At 44.3% G+C, this 22171-nt stretch carries 17 protein-coding genes; 8 read left to right on the top strand and 9 right to left on the bottom strand.

Annotation, left to right across the window (positions count from 1 at the left end; translation table 11 throughout):
• Nucleotides 1–2: 2 nt before the first annotated feature.
• The 5 genes from NH399_RS19975 to NH399_RS19995 form a co-directional block, all read right to left on the bottom strand.
• On the bottom strand, nucleotides 3–857 hold the full coding sequence (locus NH399_RS19975) for a hypothetical protein (RefSeq protein WP_253042962.1): 855 nt from the start codon (nucleotides 855–857) through the stop codon (nucleotides 3–5).
• A complete protein-coding gene (locus NH399_RS19980) occupies nucleotides 854–1435 on the bottom strand; it encodes a DUF4255 domain-containing protein (RefSeq protein WP_253042963.1) in 582 nt (193 codons plus the stop codon). Before NH399_RS19980 ends, NH399_RS19975 begins: the two co-directional genes overlap by 4 nt.
• A 423-nt stretch (nucleotides 1436–1858) precedes the next feature.
• A complete protein-coding gene (locus NH399_RS19985) occupies nucleotides 1859–2323 on the bottom strand; it encodes a DUF494 family protein (protein WP_253042964.1) in 465 nt (154 codons plus the stop codon).
• A 118-nt stretch (nucleotides 2324–2441) separates the two neighbouring features.
• A complete protein-coding gene (gene dprA, locus NH399_RS19990) occupies nucleotides 2442–3539 on the bottom strand; it encodes a DNA-processing protein DprA (protein WP_253042965.1) in 1098 nt (365 codons plus the stop codon).
• Between the two features lie 167 nt (nucleotides 3540–3706).
• Nucleotides 3707–4813 (bottom strand): LysM peptidoglycan-binding domain-containing protein, encoded by a 1107-nt coding sequence (locus NH399_RS19995; protein WP_253042966.1) that lies wholly within the window; start codon nucleotides 4811–4813, stop codon nucleotides 3707–3709.
• Nucleotides 4814–4977: 164 nt separating this feature from the next.
• On the opposite strand from NH399_RS19995, the gene def reads away from it, so the two are divergent.
• The 6 genes from def to NH399_RS20025 all read left to right on the top strand — a co-directional run bounded on the left by def (nucleotide 4978) and on the right by NH399_RS20025 (nucleotide 11167).
• Entirely contained in the window at nucleotides 4978–5478 is a 501-nt protein-coding gene (gene def, locus NH399_RS20000; RefSeq protein WP_253043073.1) for a peptide deformylase, read from the top strand.
• 11 nt (nucleotides 5479–5489) lie between these two features.
• Complete coding sequence (gene fmt / locus NH399_RS20005) at nucleotides 5490–6437, top strand: methionyl-tRNA formyltransferase (protein ID WP_253042967.1); 948 nt, start codon at nucleotides 5490–5492, stop codon at nucleotides 6435–6437.
• Between the two features lie 3 nt (nucleotides 6438–6440).
• A complete protein-coding gene (gene rsmB / locus NH399_RS20010; protein WP_253042968.1) occupies nucleotides 6441–7733 on the top strand; it encodes a 16S rRNA (cytosine(967)-C(5))-methyltransferase RsmB in 1293 nt (430 codons plus the stop codon).
• A gap of 99 nt (nucleotides 7734–7832) precedes the next feature.
• Entirely contained in the window at nucleotides 7833–9206 is a 1374-nt protein-coding gene (gene trkA / locus NH399_RS20015; RefSeq protein WP_253042969.1) for a Trk system potassium transporter TrkA, read from the top strand.
• 2 nt (nucleotides 9207–9208) lie between these two features.
• Entirely contained in the window at nucleotides 9209–10657 is a 1449-nt protein-coding gene (locus tag NH399_RS20020; protein ID WP_253042970.1) for a TrkH family potassium uptake protein, read from the top strand.
• 12 nt (nucleotides 10658–10669) lie between these two features.
• Nucleotides 10670–11167, top strand: a complete 498-nt coding sequence (locus tag NH399_RS20025; protein ID WP_253042971.1) for a hypothetical protein — start codon at nucleotides 10670–10672, stop codon at nucleotides 11165–11167.
• 65 nt (nucleotides 11168–11232) lie between these two features.
• On the opposite strand, the gene NH399_RS20030 is transcribed toward NH399_RS20025, so the two are convergent.
• The gene (locus tag NH399_RS20030; protein WP_253042972.1) at nucleotides 11233–12159 is read right to left on the bottom strand and encodes a trypsin-like serine protease; all 927 of its coding nucleotides are present in this window, start codon (nucleotides 12157–12159) and stop codon (nucleotides 11233–11235) included.
• 25 nt (nucleotides 12160–12184) lie between these two features.
• Nucleotides 12185–13561, bottom strand: coding sequence for a DUF6055 domain-containing protein (locus tag NH399_RS20035; RefSeq protein WP_253042973.1), 1377 nt, complete (start codon nucleotides 13559–13561; stop codon nucleotides 12185–12187).
• 163 nt (nucleotides 13562–13724) lie between these two features.
• Between NH399_RS20035 and NH399_RS20040 the strand changes: the two genes are divergently transcribed.
• Both NH399_RS20040 and NH399_RS25640 read left to right on the top strand, forming a co-directional pair.
• On the top strand, nucleotides 13725–15806 hold the full coding sequence (locus NH399_RS20040; RefSeq protein WP_253042974.1) for a winged helix-turn-helix domain-containing protein: 2082 nt from the start codon (nucleotides 13725–13727) through the stop codon (nucleotides 15804–15806).
• A 136-nt stretch (nucleotides 15807–15942) separates the two neighbouring features.
• Nucleotides 15943–16065, top strand: coding sequence for a hypothetical protein (locus tag NH399_RS25640; protein WP_256489712.1), 123 nt, complete (start codon nucleotides 15943–15945; stop codon nucleotides 16063–16065).
• Between the two features lie 52 nt (nucleotides 16066–16117).
• On the opposite strand, the gene NH399_RS20045 is transcribed toward NH399_RS25640, so the two are convergent.
• The gene (locus tag NH399_RS20045; protein WP_253042975.1) at nucleotides 16118–21172 is read right to left on the bottom strand and encodes an RHS repeat domain-containing protein; all 5055 of its coding nucleotides are present in this window, start codon (nucleotides 21170–21172) and stop codon (nucleotides 16118–16120) included.
• Nucleotides 21173–21328: 156 nt separating this feature from the next.
• Nucleotides 21329–21910, bottom strand: a complete 582-nt coding sequence (locus tag NH399_RS20050; protein ID WP_253042976.1) for a hypothetical protein — start codon at nucleotides 21908–21910, stop codon at nucleotides 21329–21331.
• Nucleotides 21911–22171 lie beyond the last annotated feature (261 nt).

The raw sequence follows: 22171 nt of genomic DNA on the forward strand, positions 1-22171 counted from the left end.
CCTCATAAGTTAACGAATATTTCAGATACATCGACTTTTTCGCCATCTAGAACGGATGAATTGATTTGACGATTCGATGCCACCGGTAGGCGCTTAACAATCACCCGATTAAAATCACTTTTTGTTTCTTTTAACTGCAAACGAACATTTGAATATTGCTTTAGTGCAATGGGAAGTTTCGACATATAAACAGACGCACGTTTATTATTGTCAATCACTTCGGTACCCAAAAAAGAAAACTGTTGATTGTCATCCAGATCAATGATCGAATAGTCATTGCCACCTGAGTTATCAATCAGCCAGTACTTCCAATAAGTTTTTCGACTTTCAAAATAAACTTTGTAATAAACAGTATTGTTTGAGTTGTCAGACTGCTCAAGTAAGCTTTTTAAAGAAATCTCGATAACAGCTAAAGGCGTATTAACAAAATCTCTCTCAGAAAAAAGATCCGTATAATCTTTACTATCAATTGAGATAAGATCACTATCACTTAAGCTTTCTTCTTTATGCAGATTAATAACGCCATCCACTTTATTGTCACCCTTTTCATTACTAAGGTAGTAAGTCGTTTTTCCGTTCTTAATATTCATCTTAGTAAAATTATAAAAAAGAGGATCAGAAGCATGGACCTTGATAACAAGATTGCTTTCATTATCTCGAATATAAGCATTAATAACTCTTAGGGAGCGGGGACTCATTAATAACTGAATGCTACTTTTTCTATTGATCGCCATGACATCGGCATTAAACAAGCGCTTTTTGCTTGTCTCATTAAACTCCAGATTTAACGCACGACAGGGCTTATAATCAAAAAACTCATGTTCGATATTAATATCTGCCAACACCTGATAACTCATCTTTGCCCCTTAAGATCAGAAACAGGTTCTCTTAGTTTATGTACTCGTCCAGAAATAGTTGAAGAGTCCATGCAGATCATTCTTAATCGATAAAATACCGACGGCAAATACTTACCGCTTAAAACTCCCCAGAGACTACTAAGATCATGTATTGATAAATTCTCTATATCGACGACGAGCTTTTCGATCCCTTTATCCAACTCTGGACTGCTCTGGTGATCAAAAACCGCATGACTCTGAAAATAGTTAGCTGCCGATGACAACAACTTCAAGCCTTCGCTATAGCTGTTACCACCAAAGTTAGCGGCGAGCATAAAGTACAAATTTAAATGAAGAGAGTAGGGCGATGAAGGTTTGAAATTACTTTCTGACTGCCGTACAGGATAGTTCGTAGTATAGGTACTTTCTTTTTGAACATTAGCTAGCGAGATGGTTAGTTTATTATTAACGTCGGTACTGGCACTGCCGTCTTGTTCAGTTAAATTGGATACAACAACGATGTCTTCATCAAGCTCATACTGATGCCTTAAAAACTGGTTTAAGTTACTGGCAATATGTGTGATGGCTATATTGATCATTCGTTTTGATCCATCAAGTAATTGTGAAACTCCCTAAACTACTCACAATAGTGTTAATCAAATTACGAGATAGCTAATACTTATTGATCAATCGACAAAGAATGTTTATGGCGACAAATTTAGTCTTCATCTTATTGAGCGATAAATGCAAAAGCTACTCAGTCATAATTAAGCTAGTTCATGAGTTATAAATGCACAAGAAGTGAAGGCATAAGTTGTGCCGTCACTGTGCTTTGACAAGATAGATAGAAATTTTTTCGACGTGATAAGGATGTTCTAACTTAATAAATAACTTTACTTTTTTAATTTTTTATCAGTTAGAGAGATGCTTAGAAAAAATCTAAACATCTGCAATTATACCATTGGAAGTAGTTGGAAAAATTTGTTGGCTAGCAACAAATAAAGATAACATTGCGCGATGTTTTAATGGATATGGTCATCCATATTTTCAAACCATGCATAAGCGCTTTCTTGACCGGGAAGATTAAACAACACCATCATGGTGATCCATTTTAGTTGCTCTAAATCCACATCTTCTACCGCAAGAGCCATAATACGATCGATGACCAGCTCACGAGTAATAGCATCTAACACTCCAATGTGTTCGAGGTGATACAAAAACCCCTGTGCTTTGGTATTTAGCACAACCATTTCGTCTTCACTGAAAATGCGCGTGGCAATATTAGGTCGATCGGTTTCAATGCTGGCTTGCTGTCGAGCATCCATTAAACCATCTAGCCAATCCAAGGCGCCATGAATTTCGTTGTCACCGAACCCAACCTCACTGAGTTCTTCAACAAGTTTGGCGGCTTCATCAATGACGACATAGTCTTCTTCCTGAAAACGTTCAAAAATATACAACAGCACGTCAAGGACGTCGTTTTTCATAATTTCCCCTGAATGACGCTTTAACGCCAAATTAACTAAAGTAAGCTGGTATAAGCACAACCAACATTACTACGTTATTTTATTTCACGTTTTTAAAAACGTTTATACTTCAAAATTGTTATTTGAGGCGCTGATAACCACCAACCGATGATACCACCCATCCTTCAAGCTCTAATGTTAGCAGTTTTGATGAAAGCTCCGCTACCGATTTCTGACAAGCTTCCACCAGGCTATCAAGCGGCGTCGGTGCGAAATCGATAAGAGTCAGTAGTCGCTGTTGCTCCTCTGATAATTGAGCCATGTCAGGCGTACTTTTGCTAATAAGATCATGCTGCCCACAAGCCAACCAGTTAAGTTGTTCGAGAATATCATCGACGGTCTCTACCAGATGCCCACCCTGCTTAATTAACGCATGACATCCTTTAGCCACCGGATTATGAATCGAACCGGGTATAGCGAATACTTCGCGATCTTGATCAATAGCGGTACGAGCGGTGATCAGAGAACCGCTACCAATGGCGGCTTCTACCACCAGTACTCCTAAACTTAAGCCACTAATGATTCGATTGCGCTGTGGGAAATGGCTCGGTTTAACGCCCACACCCGGCATAAACTCCGACACTAATAAACCCGATTGAGCAACACGGTGCGCCAAGGATTTGTGAGCCGCAGGGTAAACCCGATCAAGACCTGTCCCAGTCACAGCAATGGTAGCACCGCCGCAGGCCAAAGCAGCCTCATGAGCCATGCCATCTATACCCAGTGCCAACCCCGAGGTAATGACAAAACCTTCCTTTACCAATGCCGAGACAAAATGACGGATTAGCCCTTTGCCAGCCACACTTGGGTGACGACTGCCCACCACCGCAATCTGCGGTGACTGAAGCCAATGGAGCTGTCCTTTGGCATAAAGAACATTAGGAGCCCCCGACACTTGCTGCAATAGGCGCGGAAACAGAGCGTGCTCTGGCGTAAGCAAATGATGCTCTTCAGACTGATCGAGCCAATCTGTCACTCTGACTAACAGACCATCATCAGGGCATAATATGGCCGACCGCTGCTCCTTATTGAGACCCACCTCTTGCAGCTGACAACAGGATGCAGCAAATAGAGCATCAATGCTGCCAAACGAGTCAACCAGGCGGCAGGCATTAACAGGGCCAACATTGTTAATTTGAGTAAGTAATAACCACAGACGTTCACGATCAGATATCATCGACGAAACTCCTTTTTCGTTTAAAACTACCTTTATGATGAAAGGTAAAAATTGAATTCACTGAGCCAAGAGTCGTTGTTTAACACACTTGGCAGAGCTTCCATGCTCTTTCGTAGTGGCGATAAACAGCCACTAAGTTGAGTGGGCATTAACCCACTCATATTCTTTTAATAAGGGGTCTTTGCCTTATCTAACACATGTAATGGGCGCTGAGCTTTCAAAATCAAGGCCATGCTGACTTTATCGAAAGTACGGAAGACCATAAGAGAACCCGCTTCTTCGTCAGGTAACGTGACCATATCTTTCTCATTGGTAATGACCTTAAGAAAACGGTCAAAGCCAGAATCCTTATTCACGTTTTCATTATCGCGGGCATAACGATCTTCTACTTCTTTACCACGCTGGAATACCGTCAATACATGGCCTACCTCTAAACCTTCACGTTCCCCTTTGTTCAATACAACCACATCATATTGACCAATCTGAGAAACCCCGTTGTAAACCGAGATAATGGTCGCATCGATATTTTCGTTAGGAGCATGAGGGAAGTAATAGGGGCGTAGCTGTTCTTCATTGGTTGGCCAGGCATTATCGCCTTTCATCACTTCAGAGACGCTTTTTTCAATGCGGATGGTAGCAGGATCGCCATTACGGATTTTGGTACCGCCACCCAGGTGTATGGCTTCAACTCCCAAAACCTCTTTGGTGTCAGGATCGACATAGCGTTCACCGCGGCGGAAGAAAGCATACTTGCTGTGTTCAACCTGGGTAATGCCACGCACATAAACACGGTTGTCTTCGGCATTGGCGATACGTCCCTCATCTCCAGCGACAACGTAAGGGGCATTTTTGAGGTCTTTTTCGGCCACGACCTGTGCTCCCACAAGAAACGGCAAAATCGCATCAAGAGGAATAGTGGTAATGGCATCGCCGCGACTTAGCTCTCGCACAGATGGAGATAACTTAACGGTTCCATCGGCCATTCGAATCTCGCCAGTGTTGTTTTTAATCAACCTAGGTTGGCCATCCATGTAAACCAGCGCAATCACATCACCAGGATAAATAAGGTGTGGATTATCCACCTGATCATTCACATGCCAGATCTCTGGCCACAGCCAGGGGGTTTGTAAAAACAAGGCCGAAATATCCCACAAGGTATCGCCTTCCTTCACAACATAGAAGTCTGGATGATCTTTTCTTAATTCTGCGGCTTGCACACAGGCACACATCCCATATACCCATGCGGCGATCAAACCAGCAATAAACTTTTTCATAGTGGGTATCCCTTATCTTATAATATGCAACGATTACGTTGAAAAACCGATAGTTAACCGAGTTAACCATTAGCTTTTCGCATGACTTATTGAGTATGATCATAATCTTAGCAGCAAAAGTTGCGTTTTTACTAGAACTTACATCACAGATACATGGCTTTTATATGGCAATATTAGAAATTCTTGAGTATCCCGATCCACGCTTAAGAACGAAAGCAAAACCAATTACCCAATTTGATGATGCCCTACAGGCCAAAATTGATGACATGTTTGAAACTATGTATCAAGCATCCGGTATTGGTTTGGCAGCGACTCAGGTGGATATTCATGAACAACTGATTGTGATGGATCTGTCAGAAGAGAAGAACGATCCCTTAGTACTTATTAACCTCAAAATAACCGAAAAACGTGGCTTTGAAGAATTGGATGAAGGCTGCCTGTCGTTTCCTGGAGTCTATGCAAAAGTGCAGCGAGCCAACGAAGTAACCATTGAAGCTCAAGATCGTCAGGGCCAAACCTTTACTTTGGACGCCTCGGGTTTAAAGGCTGTTTGCATTCAACACGAGATGGATCATCTGGAAGGTAAGCTCTTTGTTGACTATCTATCGCCGCTGAAGCGTGATCGCATTCGCAAAAAACTGAAAAAACTACAAAAAGGCCGCTAGTCAGACCTGTTATGAAGCCACTTAATATTATTTTCGCCGGAACCCCGGATTTCGCTGCACACTGCCTACAAGCACTACTCAACAGCGAACACAACATCGTTGCCGTGTATACCCAGCCCGATCGACCTGCTGGCAGAGGCAAGAAGCTGCAACCCAGCCCGGTAAAAACCCTCGCCCTCGACCATAATATCGCAGTAGAGCAACCACTTAATTTTAAAGAAGAGGGCAGCGTAGAAGCACTGCAAGCTTACGAGGCCGATCTCATGGTTGTGGTTGCTTATGGCTTACTTTTACCTCAAGTGGTACTGGATGCACCCAAACTCGGTTGTATCAATGTTCACGCTTCATTGTTGCCTCGCTGGCGAGGTGCCGCACCGATTCAACGAGCTATCGAAGCGGGCGACGCCGAAAGTGGTGTGTGCATCATGCAAATGGAAGCGGGTCTGGATACCGGACCTGTTTGGTCAAGCGTTAGCTGCCCAATCACTGATACCGAAACGGGCGCCAGCTTACACGACAAACTGGCAGCATTAGGTGCCACGGCGTTGATTGATGCGCTTCCTGATATAACCGAGCAGAATCGACAGCCCGAAACACAAGACGAAGCCCAGGTTATCTATGCCCACAAATTGCAAAAAGCAGAAGCCGCCATCGACTGGTCTCTGCCAGCTTTAGCCATAGAAAGAAAAGTCAGAGCCTTCAATAGCTGGCCTGTGGCATTTATCAGCATCGAGAATCAACCACTGCGCATCTGGTCTGCCGTTGCACTGGAATCATCATCCGCCCAACCGCCAGGACACGTCATTAAAGCCGATAAAGAAGGGATAGAAATCGCCTGCGGTGAAGGCAGTCTGCTTATTCAAGAAGTACAGCCTTCGGGTAAAAGAAAAATGGCAGTCGCTGATCTGCTCAATTCAAAAAGCCACTGGTTTACCCCAGGAAAGTTGGTAGGAGCTTAATTGATGTCGGCTGCGCTAAGAGCACAAACCGCACGGTTATTTTATGCCATCGCCTTTGATGGTCGTTCTGCCAATGAGGTGTTGCTAGAATTGCGTCAGCAAATCAGCGACCGACACGAACAGGGTTTTGTACAGGAATGTCTGTTTGGCACTGCACGCCACTTTGAAAAACTCGACTGGATGCTAAACCAGCTCCTGAGCAAATCCTTCAAGAAAAAAGACAATGATTTGCGCTGCTTGCTGTTAACCGCGCTGTATCAGCTATTTTATCTCGATAAACCTTCTCACGCAGTGGTCTCCGAAAGCGTTAATGCTACCCGTCAGCTAGACAAAGACTGGGCCAGCAAGTTGGTTAATGGTGTTTTGCGAAATGCTCAGCGTCAAGGCAAAGAGTTAATGAGCTCTGATCAACAGCCCCTCAATGTTCAGCATGAATTACCTCAATGGTTATTTAAACGCTTACGTGGAGCCTGGCCACGACAGTTAGGCGCCATCGCTGAAGCCGCAGCCACCAAAGCCCCGTTAGTTTTGAGAATCAATCAGTCTCATCCAGAAGCAGCGCATTATTCTGATCACCTGAGCACCGCGAATATTGAGTTCGAAACCCATAAAACCGTTGAGTCTGCTATTCGCCTTAAACAAGCCGTGCCTGTCTCTCAGATCCCCTTGTTTGATGAGGGACTGTTTTCTGTTCAGGATCTGTCAGCCCAGCTGGCCGCCTGGATACTGCCGCTCACCTCTAGCAATAAAGTATTGGATGCCTGCGCTGCACCCGGTGGAAAAACCGCGCATCTACTGGAACGTCATCAGCTGAATTTAACCGCTGTTGATAAAGATCCCAGACGAGCCGAGAAGATCCATCAAAACTTACAACGCCTATCCTTAGAGTGTGAGGTGATAGCCGCCGACGCAGGTCAACTTGAAGAAAGTGCCTTTGACGGCATTTTGCTTGATGCGCCCTGTTCTGCGACTGGGGTCATTCGTCGTCAGCCTGACATCAAGTTGCATCGCCAAAACAGCGACATTGCTCAAGTCGTCAACGAGCAAAAACAACTGCTAGAAAGTTTGTGGGCCAAAGTAAAGCAGGGTGGCCACTTGCTCTATGCTACCTGTTCTATCTTGCCACAAGAAAACGCCGAGCAGATTAAAGGCTTTTTGGATCGCCACCCCGATGCCAAATTAGAGCCACTTGCCACCGACATTATGGCGTTAGGCATCGATACCCGCTTTGGCTTACAAATATTGCCGCAGAACTGGCACGATGGTTTTTTCTATGCCTTACTAAAGAAAGCGTAATGCGACAAAGATAATCTCCGATTATCAATAATTTAACTGGCTTTTAGGCGATGAAAGCTGAATAATGGATTAGCGATAACATAAAAATCTAATACGCAAATGAAGATAATTATTCTTGGTGCAGGCCAGGTCGGTGGAACCTTAGCTGTGAATCTGGCTGGGGAAGATAACGATATTACCGTCGTTGATACTGACGCCAAGCGTTTACGTGAATTACAGGACCATCTTGATCTACGTACCATTGTAGGTTGTGGTTCTTATCCTAATATTCTGCAACAGGCTGGCGCAGACGATGCCGACATGCTTATCGCCGTCACCAACAGTGACGAAACCAATATGATCGCCTGTCAGGTTGCTTTTTCACTCTTTCATACGCCCCGCAAAATCGCCCGTGTCAGAGCACCGAGTTATCTCTCCCGTAAAGATCTGTTCCAGACAGATTCGATTCCTGTCGATGTTGTGATCAGCCCCGAACAACTGGTGGTTGATTCTATTGCTCACCTGGTGGATAACCCAGGCGCGCTTCAGGTTATGGACTTTGCCGATGGCCGCGTCAGACTGGTTGCTGTTAGGGCCTACTATGGTGGGCTACTGGTAGGTAATGCTTTATCAGCATTGCGCGAGCATATGCCAACCATCGAGACTCGAGTGGCCGCTATCTTTCGCGAAGGCCAGGCAATCATGCCCACCGGTGACACCGTTATCGAAGCCGATGATGAAGTTTTCTTTTTGGCAGCTCGGCACCACATACGTACGGTTATGGGTGAATTGCAGAAGCTGGAACACACCTACGAGCGTATTATGATTGCCGGGGGCGGCAACATAGGCCTGGGCTTGGCCCAGCGGCTTGAAACGAATTATAGCGTTAAACTGATCGAGCACAGTGCCAAACGCGCACAGGCCATATCAGAAGAACTTGAAGATACCATCGTTTTGCATGGTGACGCCTCTAACCAAGAAATGCTTAGTGATGAAAACATCGAGAACATCGACGTTTTTATTGCGGTGACCAACAACGATGAAGTAAATATCATGTCAGCCATCCTCGCCAAACGGATGGGTGCTCGCAAAACCATGGTGCTGATTAATCGCAGCGCCTATGTGGATCTGATGCAAGGATACGAAATCGATATCGCGATCTCTCCACAGCAAGCGACCATTGGTAGTTTGCTAACGCATATTCGTCGTGGTGATGTTGCTAACGTTTATTCACTACGTCGTGGAGCTGCCGAAGCACTCGAGGCCATTGCCCACGGCGACGAGCAAACCTCTCGTGTTGTAGGCCGTGCCATCGGTGAAATCGATCTACCGCCCGGCACAACCATTGGTGCAATTGTGCGCGGCGATCAAGTTTTGATTGCTCACGACAATATTGTTATCCAATCCGATGATCACGTCATTTTATTTTTGGTCGACAAAAAATACGTGTTCGATGTCGAACAACTGTTCCAAGTCGACTTTGCCTTTTTCTAGTTATGCAGCCCCGAGTCATTATTCGAATTTTAGGCATTCTGCTCATGGTTTTCAGCCTGACCATGCTGCCGCCTATTGGTGTGTCTTTGTATTACAAAGATGGCGCAGGCGGTGCCTTTTTATCAGCCCTGATCATGAGTTTGATCACAGGCTTTGTGCTTTTTATCACCAACAAAAAATATCGCGCCGAACTAAAAATTCGTGATGGCTTTTTGATCGTTGTGATGTTCTGGACAGTACTGAGTCTGTTTGGAGCCATTCCACTGTATCTATCGAACATTCCTCATGTTGGCATACCAGAAGCGGCCTTTGAGTCTTTTTCTGGTTTAACAACCACAGGGGCCACAGTGATCGAAGGACTCGACTTTTTACCTAAGTCGATCCTTTATTATCGTCAACAACTGCAATGGTTAGGCGGTATGGGGATCATCGTATTAGCCGTCGCTATTCTCCCTATGCTGGGGATCGGGGGTATGCAGCTTTATCGAGCCGAAACGCCTGGCCCGGTTAAAGACGCGAAGCTGACACCGCGTATTGCTGGAACCGCAAAGGCCTTGTGGTTTATTTATTTAGGTCTAACCGTTGCTTGCGCTATCAGCTATTGGTTAGCAGGCATGACGCCTTTTGACGCCATTAATCACAGCTTTTCTACCGTGGCCATTGGTGGTTTTTCTACTCACGATGCCAGTATTGGATGGTTTAACAACAGCACCATCGAGTTGGTGTGTAGTGTCTTTATGTTGATATCTGGCGTGAACTTCTCACTCCACTTTGTCGCCTATCGTCAGTTGAGTATTGATCCTTACGCCAAAGATCCAGAGTTTCGAGCTTACATTACCTTAATGCTCATCGTTGCTGCGATCTGTTTTATTGTGTTGTTCTCGACCCAGCAATTTGGCTTTAAAGATTCCATTTATAAAGCCATTTTCCACGCCATTTCTATCGGTACAACAACCGGATTTGCCAGTGCGGCTTTTGATACCTGGCCAAGCATCTTGCCCTTGCTATTGCTGTTGTTCTCTTTCGTTGGTGGATGTGCAGGTTCGACCGGTGGCGGTATTAAAGTGATTCGCTTTTTGCTGTTGTTCAAGCAGGGCATGCGTGAGATCCGCAAGCTGATTCACCCCAACGCGGTGTTCTCTATCAAGCTGGGTGGACAAGTATTACCCGAGAAAGTGATTGATGCCATCTGGGGCTTCTTTGCCACCTATGTGGCGCTTTTTGTGATCATGCTATTGATACTGGTTGCCGAAGGGATGGACCAGGTAACGGCGTTTTCTGCGGTGGCAGCCTGTATGAATAATCTGGGTCCGGGTTTAGGTGAAGTCGCGACTAACTATTCTTCGCTTAGTCCTTTATCTATGTGGACTTTGTGTGTGGCCATGTTGTTTGGCCGACTGGAAATTTTCACCTTGCTGGTTCTGTTTACTCCCGCTTTTTGGCGACGTTAAAAAGGAAAAATAATGTCACTTATAAAAACAATAACAACCATTGCCTTCACCTTCTCAGTTTTAACCAGCTTTGCAGAAGAGCACAAACACCACCATCATCATACATCTCCCATAGAAGGGCTTTCTCCCGAGTTAAGACAGTTACTTGGCAAAGAGATGCGAGCATTACAAGGTGGCATGCAGTCGATTATTCCGGCTTATATTTCTGGCGATTGGGAGCAAATTGCCAAAACCGCTCATAAGATGAAGAACAGTTATATTTTGAAGCAAAGTTTAACCGATGCTCAAATCAAAGAGCTGCATCATTCATTACCCAAAAGTTTTTTGAAACAAGACCATCAGTTTCATTATCTGGCAGGTATGTTGGAGCATGCAGCAAAACACAAAAAGCCAGAGCTGGTGAACTTCTACTTCTCTGAAATGAACGAAGCCTGTGTCAGTTGCCATACTGACTTTGCCACTCATCGATTTCCTAAGTTAAAGAAAGAAGAGAAAGGGCATCATCATTAAAGCGTTTTGATAGTCATAAAAAGGGTTCTTCTGGGTTCAATTGGCGCAACTAAGATATCGTTTGCTCATACTTTTTTAGCCTTATTGACTCTTGGAAGAAGTTTCCGGAGAACAAGTAATAAAAGGCCAAAGATACAGAAGCTTCCACCACCCGATGATTCTTCACCTATCGGATAAAGTGGTCCATTGTATGTTCCAGGGTAATCATTTTTCATGACGGCTTTGATCCAGTCCAGATTATCGCTGACCCTTTCATATACGGACATTGAACCGTACTTAAATATACGATCAGAAAAATCAAAATGGGCCGTTGATCCAACACCAGCCACGTAACGTTGATTATCTACCCAGATGAACGCTGGTCCACCACTGTCTCCACCACCAATATGAGCTTCAAACTCTGTAACATCACTATCATCTGGACGATCAAACGTCATAAAAAGCTCATGGTCGGTTATTCTATTTACTCGGTTTGTGCCACGACGCAAAGTACGTGAGCATGGCTCAGAACCGCAAGGTTGCAACTGGCCACTGAGTCCGTTTCCAGTATGTCCAAAGCCCCAGATTTCTACTGGCTGATTCAGCTCTTGCGAGCCCTCATATAAAGGGATGGGGGTAACATTCAGTACCGGACTGCTGAGCTTAACCAGTGCAATATCTTTGATTCGTTCATCGTAGCTTGGCCGTCTTACCGAGCGATACTCTGGGTGAAAATAGGGCGAGCCAGTTACGGAATATTCTGTGCCAGCAATGGTGACCTTCGACAATGTAGAGATGCCACTACCATCGAAGCCTCTCACACAATGGGCGGCTGTCAGCAACCATTGAGGGTGGATCAGAGTGGCTGAACACCCCCAATACACAACATAAGCATGGGTCGTTTGGTCCATCACATAGTCGCTGTCGTCTCGGTCATGGCGCTTGATGATGGCATTGGCTGCAATAGGCATCATTAAAATAAAGCTGATTAGCCATGTGCAATTTGTTCGCATCCAGATTCTCCTTTTAGGTATTTAGCTATCTTCTACGCATCCAGACAAGCCCCAGCAAAAGCAATAAAGTTGAGACAGCGCCTCCACCAGATGCTGGTTCTTGTTGATCTGGATAGGCAAATTTGTACTGGTAGAGAAAAGTTTCATCAAGAGAGCTGTGATCGTCGATAGCCGTTGTCACAGCTATGGCCAGCATGACTTTGTCTGCCCCCGCGACGGCCACAGAAAATTCATCAAGGCGGCCATTTTGCAAAGGCAATTGTGTATAGCTAGCAATGCCGTTAGTGGTCGTTACGACACTCACATGCCATTCGCTAGATGCATTTAAGCTCCCGTGAGAAGCTCCCTGAAAAGAAATCAGCAGATTCCCTTGGCTGGGCTTAGCCAGTTCAATGTAGTTACTGCCAAAACGGCGTGGCAAAGTGGCCACTGGAGCAGAATGCCAGCGATTTTCGGGTTGTGCGTGGCGACGAGCAATATGTTCATTTCGGTGGTTCGTAGAGCGCGAGGCGAGCACCTCAACATAAACCGACTGATCGGGATAATCCCAAAGCGCGTTCCTTGCGCTGAACGCTGCAAACGCGGAGGAAAGTGTTATGTTGTGGGTATCGATTAAATAGCGGTCCAGCTCTTTTACCGCATTGGGTGTGTGATTGGGCCGAGCAATAGTTTTCAGGTATTCCAAAAAATGACGTACAAAATTTTGGTCTCCAGTTAACTCGGTTAAATGCACAAAAAACAAATAGGCACCATAGTGATGGCCCCTTAACAAATCGTATCCAGAGCCTTCTTTTGTGGGTGATTCATGATAAAGGGTGTAGTGTGGATAGAAGGCATATTGAGCAAGCACATGTTCAGCAACGCTTTGTGCACCAGCGTCCGTTAGCCCAACCGCCCAACTGGCCGTTGCTTCTGTTAACCAGCTGATATACACCATGGCGTCAGACCGTATAAGGCCGTAGCTTGACTGAATGGTGTGAAAAAACTCATGGGGGAGTACAAAAATCAGATTGTCAGGCAAAGGCACAATGTCTTTATGCATAACAAAAGCCTCGTGCCCACGACGATCAAGAATAGCGTAACCTCCCAACACATGATTATAAGGAACTCGGCTTCCGGTACCTGAGAGATACACATTCAGCTTATAGTTTTGCATGGTAATAGGGCGTTCATATCCCTGTTCAATCACCAGACTTTCCCAGCTATGCTCTAAAATATCGAGCAAAGGCTCAACCTGTGCAGCATCAACACCCTCCTGCCAATAAATGACAAAGTGCTCGCTACTGACTGAGTTTTCGAGGTTGTATGGATTACGTTCCGTCAATTCACTAACACTGCCGTAAACTTCTGTGCAGCAGAAAATACAAAACCAGTAGAGGAGGCTGATACCGTATCGTAGCATTTTAAAAATCTCTGATTTATGATGAATTCACTTTTAACATGGGTCTTTGGCGAAGTCCTTTCCATGGAGATTGAAAAGCTGTGATTTTTTTGTGATGCTTTTAAAAATCAAAGAGTTAATGCCCTCTGACGGAAGTTATTAATAGATAGAATGGAGCCATTTTTTGCAGCAAAGTGAACAACAAAACTCTTCAATCACGACGCTAAGTGCTGTGCACTGGACACTCGGCGACTGGCTTATTGATGCCGATGGAAATGGCCTCTATCGTGCTGGCGAGAATTATCTGATTGAGCCCAAAGCGATGGCCGTGTTGGTCTATCTAGCCGAGCACAAGGGGCGCACTGTTTCTATTCAGGAACTGTTGGAACAAGTCTGGGAAGGTTCTGTTGTCAGCGAAAATACCGTGCGCCGAATACTGACCCAGTTGCGCAAAGTATTACAGGACGATGCAACAAACCCTCAATATATAGCGACAATTCCCCGCAAGGGTTACCGAGTGATTGCCGATGTACAGATAAAGCCGCCTTCGCGCACCTGGCGAAAGCCGTTTCTGCAGGCTGGATTGGCGGGCATTTTACTTATAGCGGTGAGTAGTATTGGATGGCTAACCGAACCTTCCAATGATTCTGGTGCAATACCCTTGCTCCCCATCACCACACTGCCAGGTCGAGAACTGACACCCACTTTTTCACCAGACGGAAAAGCGTTTGTTTATGCTCATGCAGAAGAAAACTCCCCACATTATCAACTCAACATTCAATGGTTGGAGAGCGGCAAACGCAGCGTCATTAAAGACGTCGTGGGTAACCCTTTTGCGCCAGTATGGTCTCCCGATGGACGCTATCTAGCTTATGCCGATATTCAAAACTATCAGATCATGGTGGCGCAGTGGCAACCTGATGGCCTCAGTTTGAAAACACCACAAAGTATCTATGCTTTTCAGCCTGATAATTTTCCTCAGCTTGCATGGTCGAAAGACAGCCGCTCGTTGTTTTTTAATGATGTGGATTCCTCTCGCTGGTTCTATCAGCAATTCCAGTATTACCTGAACACTGCTTCGCTCGAACTTATTGATCTGAAGCCTCCGGAAAGTAAGCAAGGCATAATAAAAATCCTGCCGCACCCGAATGAAGATAATTGGGCCGTGGTATCCCTTGATGGAAATAACTCTACACATACCTGGTTGTATTCGCCCACGGTCGGTAACTTCACCAAAGTCTATGATGCTCCCGAATTTAATCCGCACCTTACCTGGTGCGGCTCACAAAAAAAGTATCTTTTGCTGGGAGGAAAACAACAGTTACTTAAGCTGGAGGCTCAAAACCATAATCATAAGGTTTTAAAACAGAACGCCGATGGCTTTCATTATCCAACTTGCTCTGCCAGTGACTCAAAGGTGTTATTTGCATCACGCTGGAGAAACCACAGCCTGATCAATCAGCCCAATCCTTTAACCAATTCTGACTTGTCGACTCAACCTCAATTTCTGTATCGTTCGACTCAAACAGAAAGGCATCCTGTATGGAAGAATACAGAGAAGCTCTTGACCTTCACTTCGAACCGAAAAGGTTATTGGCAATTATGGCAAGGCGAAGGTGTCGATGAGGCCAGACAACCTGAATTATTATCCGATCAAACTTTTGAAACCCGACCTCAACTCATTGGATGGTCGCCGGACGACTCTCAATTGTTGCTGACTCATTTGGGCAAAGTATGGATATTTAGTGCTCAAGAAAATATCTTCCGCACAATTGAATTGAAAATTAACGCACCACTCGCTTTGAGCTGGTCGGCAAATGGCAAGATGATTTATTACGTTGATGCAACTAAAGGAACCTTGTACCAAACGGAACTGAAAACAGGCACTACAGAAGTCATTGGTGGTAACGCAGGCCATGCTCTTGCTGCAAGTCAAGACGGAGAACATATCTACTTATCAAAACAAGAACATAAAGGACTATGGAAAATCCATCTGTCCAGTAAAACAGAGAGCCTGATTTTCAAAGATTTTCCGGCTGGGAGCCAGTTGCAAGTATTTGAGAAGGGTATCTATTTTCATCACCATGATAAACCCGCTCCCGGTCTCTACTTTTATAACTTTACTTCCGAAACTATCCAGCCAGTCCTAAATCAATATAACGACCAAGGTCATGAGTTCGCCATATCTTCCGATGAAAAGGAAATCACATATATTACCTGGGACAAATACCATTCTGATCTGAAGTTGCTGCACCTGCAAGAGTAGAGCACTTCTTCAATCGTACGGAAAGTGAAGTCGTTAAACAGTATTTAAACAAGTCAGGCAACATGCCTTTAAACAAAAACCAAAACACTACCTTTGTTAAACAAAAGAAAACTTTATTGATCAAATTAAAACTTAATTGGACTTGAAGATTACGGATACCAGTGAGCCGTCACAAAAAGTTCAGCTGGTAATTCAGTTGGCTTCTGGTGCGAACGATGCGCTTGGGAATATTGGTCGTACTCAGGCTAATACTATGTAGATGCAACTTTAAAATATAAAAGACGCCAACCAAAGTTGGCGTCATAAATGCACTACTTTTTATCTTCCTTGGTTAACTCGGAATAAATACTCTGGCCAAGGCCGATTGCGGCCGTCGCAATAGACTTTTTATGGTCAGCTGATATCGTGATTTTAGATGATACCTTTGTATCCGAAAGTGTTTTTCCTAAAGTGTTATCCGCCAAGTTGTCTTTTAGTGAACCCGTTAATCCTCCAGTAGCAGCATCTGCAGCATCAAATGATGAATTATCAGTAGTGTCAAGCGCCTGATTAATAGCTGACTCTCCTAGAGAAGATACCGCTCCTGATAAAACAGCTTCAGTGACATCTCCTGCCGCCTTAGCTGTAGTATTCACCAGCTTTGCAGCCTTCTTTCCTTTAGAATAAAGCGATGCTAACTGAGCAGCTTTCTGGCCTAACCCAACGCCAGCTCCACCTGCAATAGTCGCCACAGCCAACTTAGCAACATCGTACTCTCCTTGAATGGCTTGCATAGTTAATTCCGCTGCAAAACCTAACGCAGCTCCAAGAATTCCGAACTCACCATCAGGATCGACAAATTTGTGAGGGTTATTATTCGCATAAGTAAATCGATTAAAACCATGTACAGAATTCCCTCTGCTTATATGCCCTAATGCACCAACAGGGTCATTCGAATAAAAACGCCCAACCACAGGATCATAATAACGCGCCTGCATATAGCTCAGATCCAAACTCTTATCAAACTTATGTCCGGTATACCCAACATCATCCTTTGGTGCTTCAATCTGCTCACCAAAAGGTTGATAGTGCATCTTCGCTGTCACAAACCCTGCTGTATTAGTTTCTGCCGCGGGACTGCCCAAATAGTCCGTATGAACATAAGTCACCGCAGAGCCTTTCTTCTTCGCAACCAGCTTTTTACCTAAATGATAATAGTCGGTATGAATGCCGTTTACTTTTCGATAAACGAGCTTTCCGTCGCGAGCGTACATTGAGTAGCTGGTGCCTTCACTATCAACGGTCTTCACTCGTTTGTTATGACCATCGTAAACATAATCACCCACATCCGAGCTGTACATCTGATCTGCGGCGTTATAGAGGAACGTATGCAGACCATTACTGGTGACATTCCCTTTATCATCATAATTAAATGAGCGAGACTGATGTCCTGAAACAGAGGTTAATTGCTTACTGCTGTTGTAGTAATAGTTAAGCGACTTATTGCCTATTTTGTAATAAGTGATGTTGCCCATGCCATCATAGTTAACATCGCCCGTTCCAGAGTAACTGTCTGTAATGCGGTCAAGACGATCCAGACCATCATAAGTTGCTCTAAAGTCATAAGCGCTGTTGACCTTGTCATCCCAGAACGTCAGGTTACTGTTCGCGTCATAAGTAAAACCTTGATTGATGGCATAAGTCAGGGTCTGACCAGCTTTCTGGATTGTTGCTCCCTGACCGCCTTGTTTAGCGAATACACCGCCTTTGATAGGCTCAATAATAATTGGGTCAATCGGTACTGGGTCAATGGGTACTGGCGTAATGGTTCCTGACTTTGCAATACGATCATAAGTACTTGAAGGCAAGCCCGTTGTATTCTGCGTCATACTGTAAGAGTAGTTATTTCCATAAGTATGAGTCTTCACAGCTCCGTTCGGATGATAAGTTGCATACTTGGCATAACTTCCCGCAGTCGTAGGTTGACCCAGAGCATTAGGTGCATAGGTAATATTGGCACCGCTTGGGTATTTCAAGCTACTCAGGTGGCCATTGCTGTTATAAACATAGTCAAGTACGAAGTTATTTGAATCAACCGACAGGGCTTCAGATTCCAACAACCCAGCGCTGTTATAGGTGTAGGTCGTTGTAACGTTACCTGCTATTACTCTTTTTAACAGATTATTCTTATAGTAGGTGTAAGTCTTATCGGGGCTATTATCAGAGTAGGTTGTACTTCTTAAGTTACCCAGATTATCGTAACCATAAGTGACTTTATCTGCAGAATTAACCGATGTATCACACGCACTGGTACTGCTTGATATAGAGCTTCCTTTTGCACTCCATAACAACTCGTTCAATGCGTTGTAGGAGTAAGCAGAGTTTCCAACATCTGGACGAGTGGTTTTACAATGGCGTTGATAGTTATCATACACACGATGTTCAGTGATACCTCCTTGATTGATGGAAGTAACATTACCAAAGATGTTGTAATTTAGACGGGTGTTGGTACTGTGAGGCGCGGCAATATAAGTTGCCATACGCTGACTGGGAGAACCGTAAGCCAGATAAGTGGTCGTGGTTTGGTTGCCTTTATTATCATTAGCACGAACACGATTTTGCGACAGGTAACTGTAAGACATGGAACCTGAAGTCGTATTGTCGTTGACATCAACCACACGACCCAAAGCATCGTATTGAGTGATGGTTCCATAGTTGGTGGACGACTTTAACCAAGGCTTACTTTGATAGGTTGGACGGTTAAAAGCATCAAAATCATTTCGGGTATATCGTTGAGTCGTTGACTTTGATTTGTCCCACTCTTTAATCATACGCGGACGTAAAAGATTATCGAAGTAGGTGACTTTTTCATAGTTACCACGAGAGATTGTCTGCTTTAACATGCCACTGTGGACATAACTCAAGCCATCATTGCCGGATGTGGTTTGATAGCTGATATTGGTATTACTCCAACGCGTATCACAAGGATCAATCTGAGTTAAGCGACCAATGGTGTTGTATCGATAGTAGGTACAATGACCTTCAAAATCCGTCACTTTGGTCGTTCGACCATCATTGTCAACAACAAGGTACGCATATTGACTGGCCGTGCTCTGGCTTTGTGGCATACGAACCGTTTGCGGTTTACCACGCTTGTAGTTAGTAAAATCTACCCAACGACTGTAGCTATTATTGCTCGCACCGTTGTATCTAACTCTCCAGGGTAATCCCGCTTGATCACCACTGGTGTGATACAGCTCATTGCGTTTGTACCAACGACCAAACTCATACTCATAATGAGGTGAAGACTTATAGGCACTGGATGCACTGTGATAAGTAGTTTTGGCCACCTCAGTGTAGTTGGAATCCGTTGCAGATACCTGAGTAATGCTATGACGGCCAATCAGATTATAAGTTTTATCGTGATTATAAAATGTCTTGGTGTACTTCTTTTTATTACTGAAGTTATTGTGTTCATAGGTTTTCTGAGGTAGATCGTAGCTATCAAAACCACTATAGACTGTTGTATACACATCGCCTGTTGTAGAGAGTGTCTCAACTTTTTTTGTCGTCAACTGCTTACGTGAGGCTGAATGCCCCTTTTTGATATCAGCAGCAGTGAATGCATCTTCAGTAGCAGGCACAGAGGTATACATCAATGCTTCGCCATGATAGTACCCATCGGTATACTCATACGAACTTCTTTTTAATAGCGTATCCGTTGCACTGTATATTTCTGAGAATCGCAGACTGCCCGATTGCTTCCCATATCGGCGATCAAAGTATTGTATGGTTTTGCTGTTGTCGGGACCGATGATGGTTGTTGACTTCAGATGTGCGGTTTCAACACCAGGTACATTCAAGCTTAATCGATGACTGGACTTGATGGCATCGCCTTTGTAGTGACCGTCATTATTGGAGTAGAGATAGTCCCACTCATACTCTTCACCATTGGACAGTGTCAGTTTCTTTGAGGAAATAGCAAACAAATTTGAAATACGTGGAATGTAATAAGTATCGTAGTTTCTTCTCAGTGGGTTTGGACGACGGATCTTAGGTACATCAAACTGTCCCTGACACACTTCTTCCAGAACAAATTGTCCCTTAATACCTTCTGGGTGCGTGATATCAATGAAGTTTCTTGTTCCACTCTCAATACACTGAATACCATGATGAGGCGCTTGAGCATGTTCTGCTATATTGCCAAATATCCAAAGGCTGTTGTTGCTCGTCTTGTCATGGCTAAAGTTCCATTCTTTGTTATCTGGGCGAACAACGGTTTTCAGTGTTTTAACACGATAATCGTCATAGTAATAACGCCAGGACTTTCCGTTCGCAGACACTGAGCTAATTCGCTGGCCCGAATAATAAACGTTAATGCTTCGTCCATCATTGGAAGTAATCTTCTGAAGACGTCCATCATTGTGATAACTGTAGTTCACCCAGTTTCCGAAGCGATCTTCTATACGTGTTGCCTGCATAAACACAAAGTACTGTGGGTACTGCACTGTCGAATCAGGATCCGAAGGGCCGACGGCCTCCATAGGGCAGGGGCGAGAAGTTCCATTACAAGGAGTAAGACTGAATACAGGTGACAAATTGAACGGCTTAATCGACTTAACGGTACGTTGCTTACCCATGGTATAGGTGACGCCGTTGTCCAGAGTAATCTTGAATCCTTCTGTTCCATCACTGTTGGTGATGCACTCGACATTCCAGTTGCGATTGTTGTACCGCTTATAACTACTGTCACCGGGTTTTTCTGTCAGTTTGACAGAGCCATGCCCCGGAATTGAGACAGTATCACCATTCCAGTAACTGTCTTTACTCCCCTGGTAGGCTTGTGTTTGTAAAGAGTAAGAACTATAGGATACATATCGACTGAAAGTAGGATTCGAATTCAATCTGCGTGAACAGGCTTGACCAACCGCCCAGTACGCATTCTTGGCATTACCAGTCTTATCTGTAATGTAAGTCGACCTAACGTGTGGGATCGACAGACTCCAATTTTCAAATTCACGAGTTTCACGAAACCATGAATCCGGATCGGACAAGGTTCTTGTGATAGCGACAGGCAGTCCAGAATTACCAGGAATGCTGATATCAGTCTGAGTAAAAGAGATGCTGCCAGACGAAGGATCGATCTGATCACCCAACAAATCTGTAGTCATGGTTGGGATATCAGGAGTGATGTTATTTTGTTCGTGAAAGTTATAGCCGTAGTCTTTAACTTCCTCTGCAGGTCCTTGACCTATATCGCCAGGGTTAAATCCATCAATGGCGACAACAGCCTGACCAGCAAACATAAGGCTTACTAAAGTGGATTTTATAAACAGGTTTGATGTGCGTGCCTTTTGGCGCAAACCTTTTTGGGTAAGACTCCCCATACAAAGCTCCTTAGCTAACGGATGTACATTAATCGATTGGGAACAATAGACCTGTGGATGTGGTGGTAAGCAGTTACACAGTTTTATCTAGAGTTTCGGAGAGAATGAGTGACCAGAGTCGCTCATTCTTTAACATGTTGAACTTCAACTGAATCATTAAAACGGATTAATAACTCCCGTATTTTCTATGGTGACATACTGCGTTTTTGTACTTTCATAGCCATCGTCGTCTGTCACAATGACCTTCACCAGATAACTTTGTCCAATGGCTCCTCTTAACATCACACTGGTTCGGTTTTGTAGCTCGCCATCTATAAACAGTTGCTTCTTTACAATGGTGCCATCGCTGTCATAACCCAGAGCTTTGATGTAGACCTCACCATAACTAAATTGATCCACTTCAATCTTGGCACTGGGTCGATAATCACACACTTCTCGAGATACAGGCTGATAGTGAGAGAATGGAACCGATGCTACACAGCTAACTTCGATCACTGAACCCGAATAGAGCTCTACGAGTCGTGTAATTTTAAATCTGGGACTCGATTGAGGAGGCACGTAAGCCGATAATGTAAAGAGAAAGTTATTGTGGCTAGCAATGCAGCTTGCTTGACCCGAGTAAATAGGCAATTGTTCAATAATTTCTGTACGGCAATTTACGGGTTCTCCTCCAGCCATTGCACTCATAGAAAATGCCGAGAATACAAGTGATGAGAATAAGTATTTCTTGAGTTTCATAAAGTTTCCTTAGTTTAATTTTGGTGCTGTTGTTTAAGTTTCGAGCAGAATATCGGACTCGTTCTTATGCCTTGAAGGAGAATTCGGCCCAGCCAGAATTGATTGAAAACCAAACCAATCAGGTTCATTAAACAAAGTTAACTATCTACTTGAAGTAACGACTCTGCATGCAACGACGAGCGTCAATGAAGGCCAAAAACTCATTAATATCAAGGGAAAGGAATTGTGCGATCATTGAGTTAAAATCAGGTATAAATCATC

Source organism: Pleionea sp. CnH1-48 (assembly GCF_024124665.1).
Taxonomy (GTDB): domain Bacteria; phylum Pseudomonadota; class Gammaproteobacteria; order Enterobacterales; family Kangiellaceae; genus JAMXSB01.

Bases quoted from the DNA above. Each gene is read 5' to 3' on its own strand.
- NH399_RS20050 (WP_253042976.1), bottom strand. From the start codon at position 21,910: ATGAAACTCAAGAAATACTTATTCTCATCACTTGTATTCTCGGCATTT.
- fmt (WP_253042967.1), top strand. From the start codon at position 5,490: ATGAAGCCACTTAATATTATTTTCGCCGGAACCCCGGATTTCGCTGCA.
- def (WP_253043073.1), top strand. From the start codon at position 4,978: ATGGCAATATTAGAAATTCTTGAGTATCCCGATCCACGCTTAAGAACG.
- NH399_RS20035 (WP_253042973.1), bottom strand. From the start codon at position 13,561: ATGCTACGATACGGTATCAGCCTCCTCTACTGGTTTTGTATTTTCTGC.
- NH399_RS19975 (WP_253042962.1), bottom strand. From the start codon at position 857: ATGAGTTATCAGGTGTTGGCAGATATTAATATCGAACATGAGTTTTTT.
- NH399_RS20020 (WP_253042970.1), top strand. From the start codon at position 9,209: ATGCAGCCCCGAGTCATTATTCGAATTTTAGGCATTCTGCTCATGGTT.
- rsmB (WP_253042968.1), top strand. From the start codon at position 6,441: ATGTCGGCTGCGCTAAGAGCACAAACCGCACGGTTATTTTATGCCATC.
- NH399_RS19995 (WP_253042966.1), bottom strand. From the start codon at position 4,813: ATGAAAAAGTTTATTGCTGGTTTGATCGCCGCATGGGTATATGGGATG.
- NH399_RS19980 (WP_253042963.1), bottom strand. From the start codon at position 1,435: ATGATCAATATAGCCATCACACATATTGCCAGTAACTTAAACCAGTTT.
- NH399_RS20045 (WP_253042975.1), bottom strand. From the start codon at position 21,172: ATGGGGAGTCTTACCCAAAAAGGTTTGCGCCAAAAGGCACGCACATCA.
- NH399_RS20030 (WP_253042972.1), bottom strand. From the start codon at position 12,159: ATGCGAACAAATTGCACATGGCTAATCAGCTTTATTTTAATGATGCCT.
- NH399_RS20025 (WP_253042971.1), top strand. From the start codon at position 10,670: ATGTCACTTATAAAAACAATAACAACCATTGCCTTCACCTTCTCAGTT.
- NH399_RS19985 (WP_253042964.1), bottom strand. From the start codon at position 2,323: ATGAAAAACGACGTCCTTGACGTGCTGTTGTATATTTTTGAACGTTTT.
- dprA (WP_253042965.1), bottom strand. From the start codon at position 3,539: ATGATATCTGATCGTGAACGTCTGTGGTTATTACTTACTCAAATTAAC.
- trkA (WP_253042969.1), top strand. From the start codon at position 7,833: ATGAAGATAATTATTCTTGGTGCAGGCCAGGTCGGTGGAACCTTAGCT.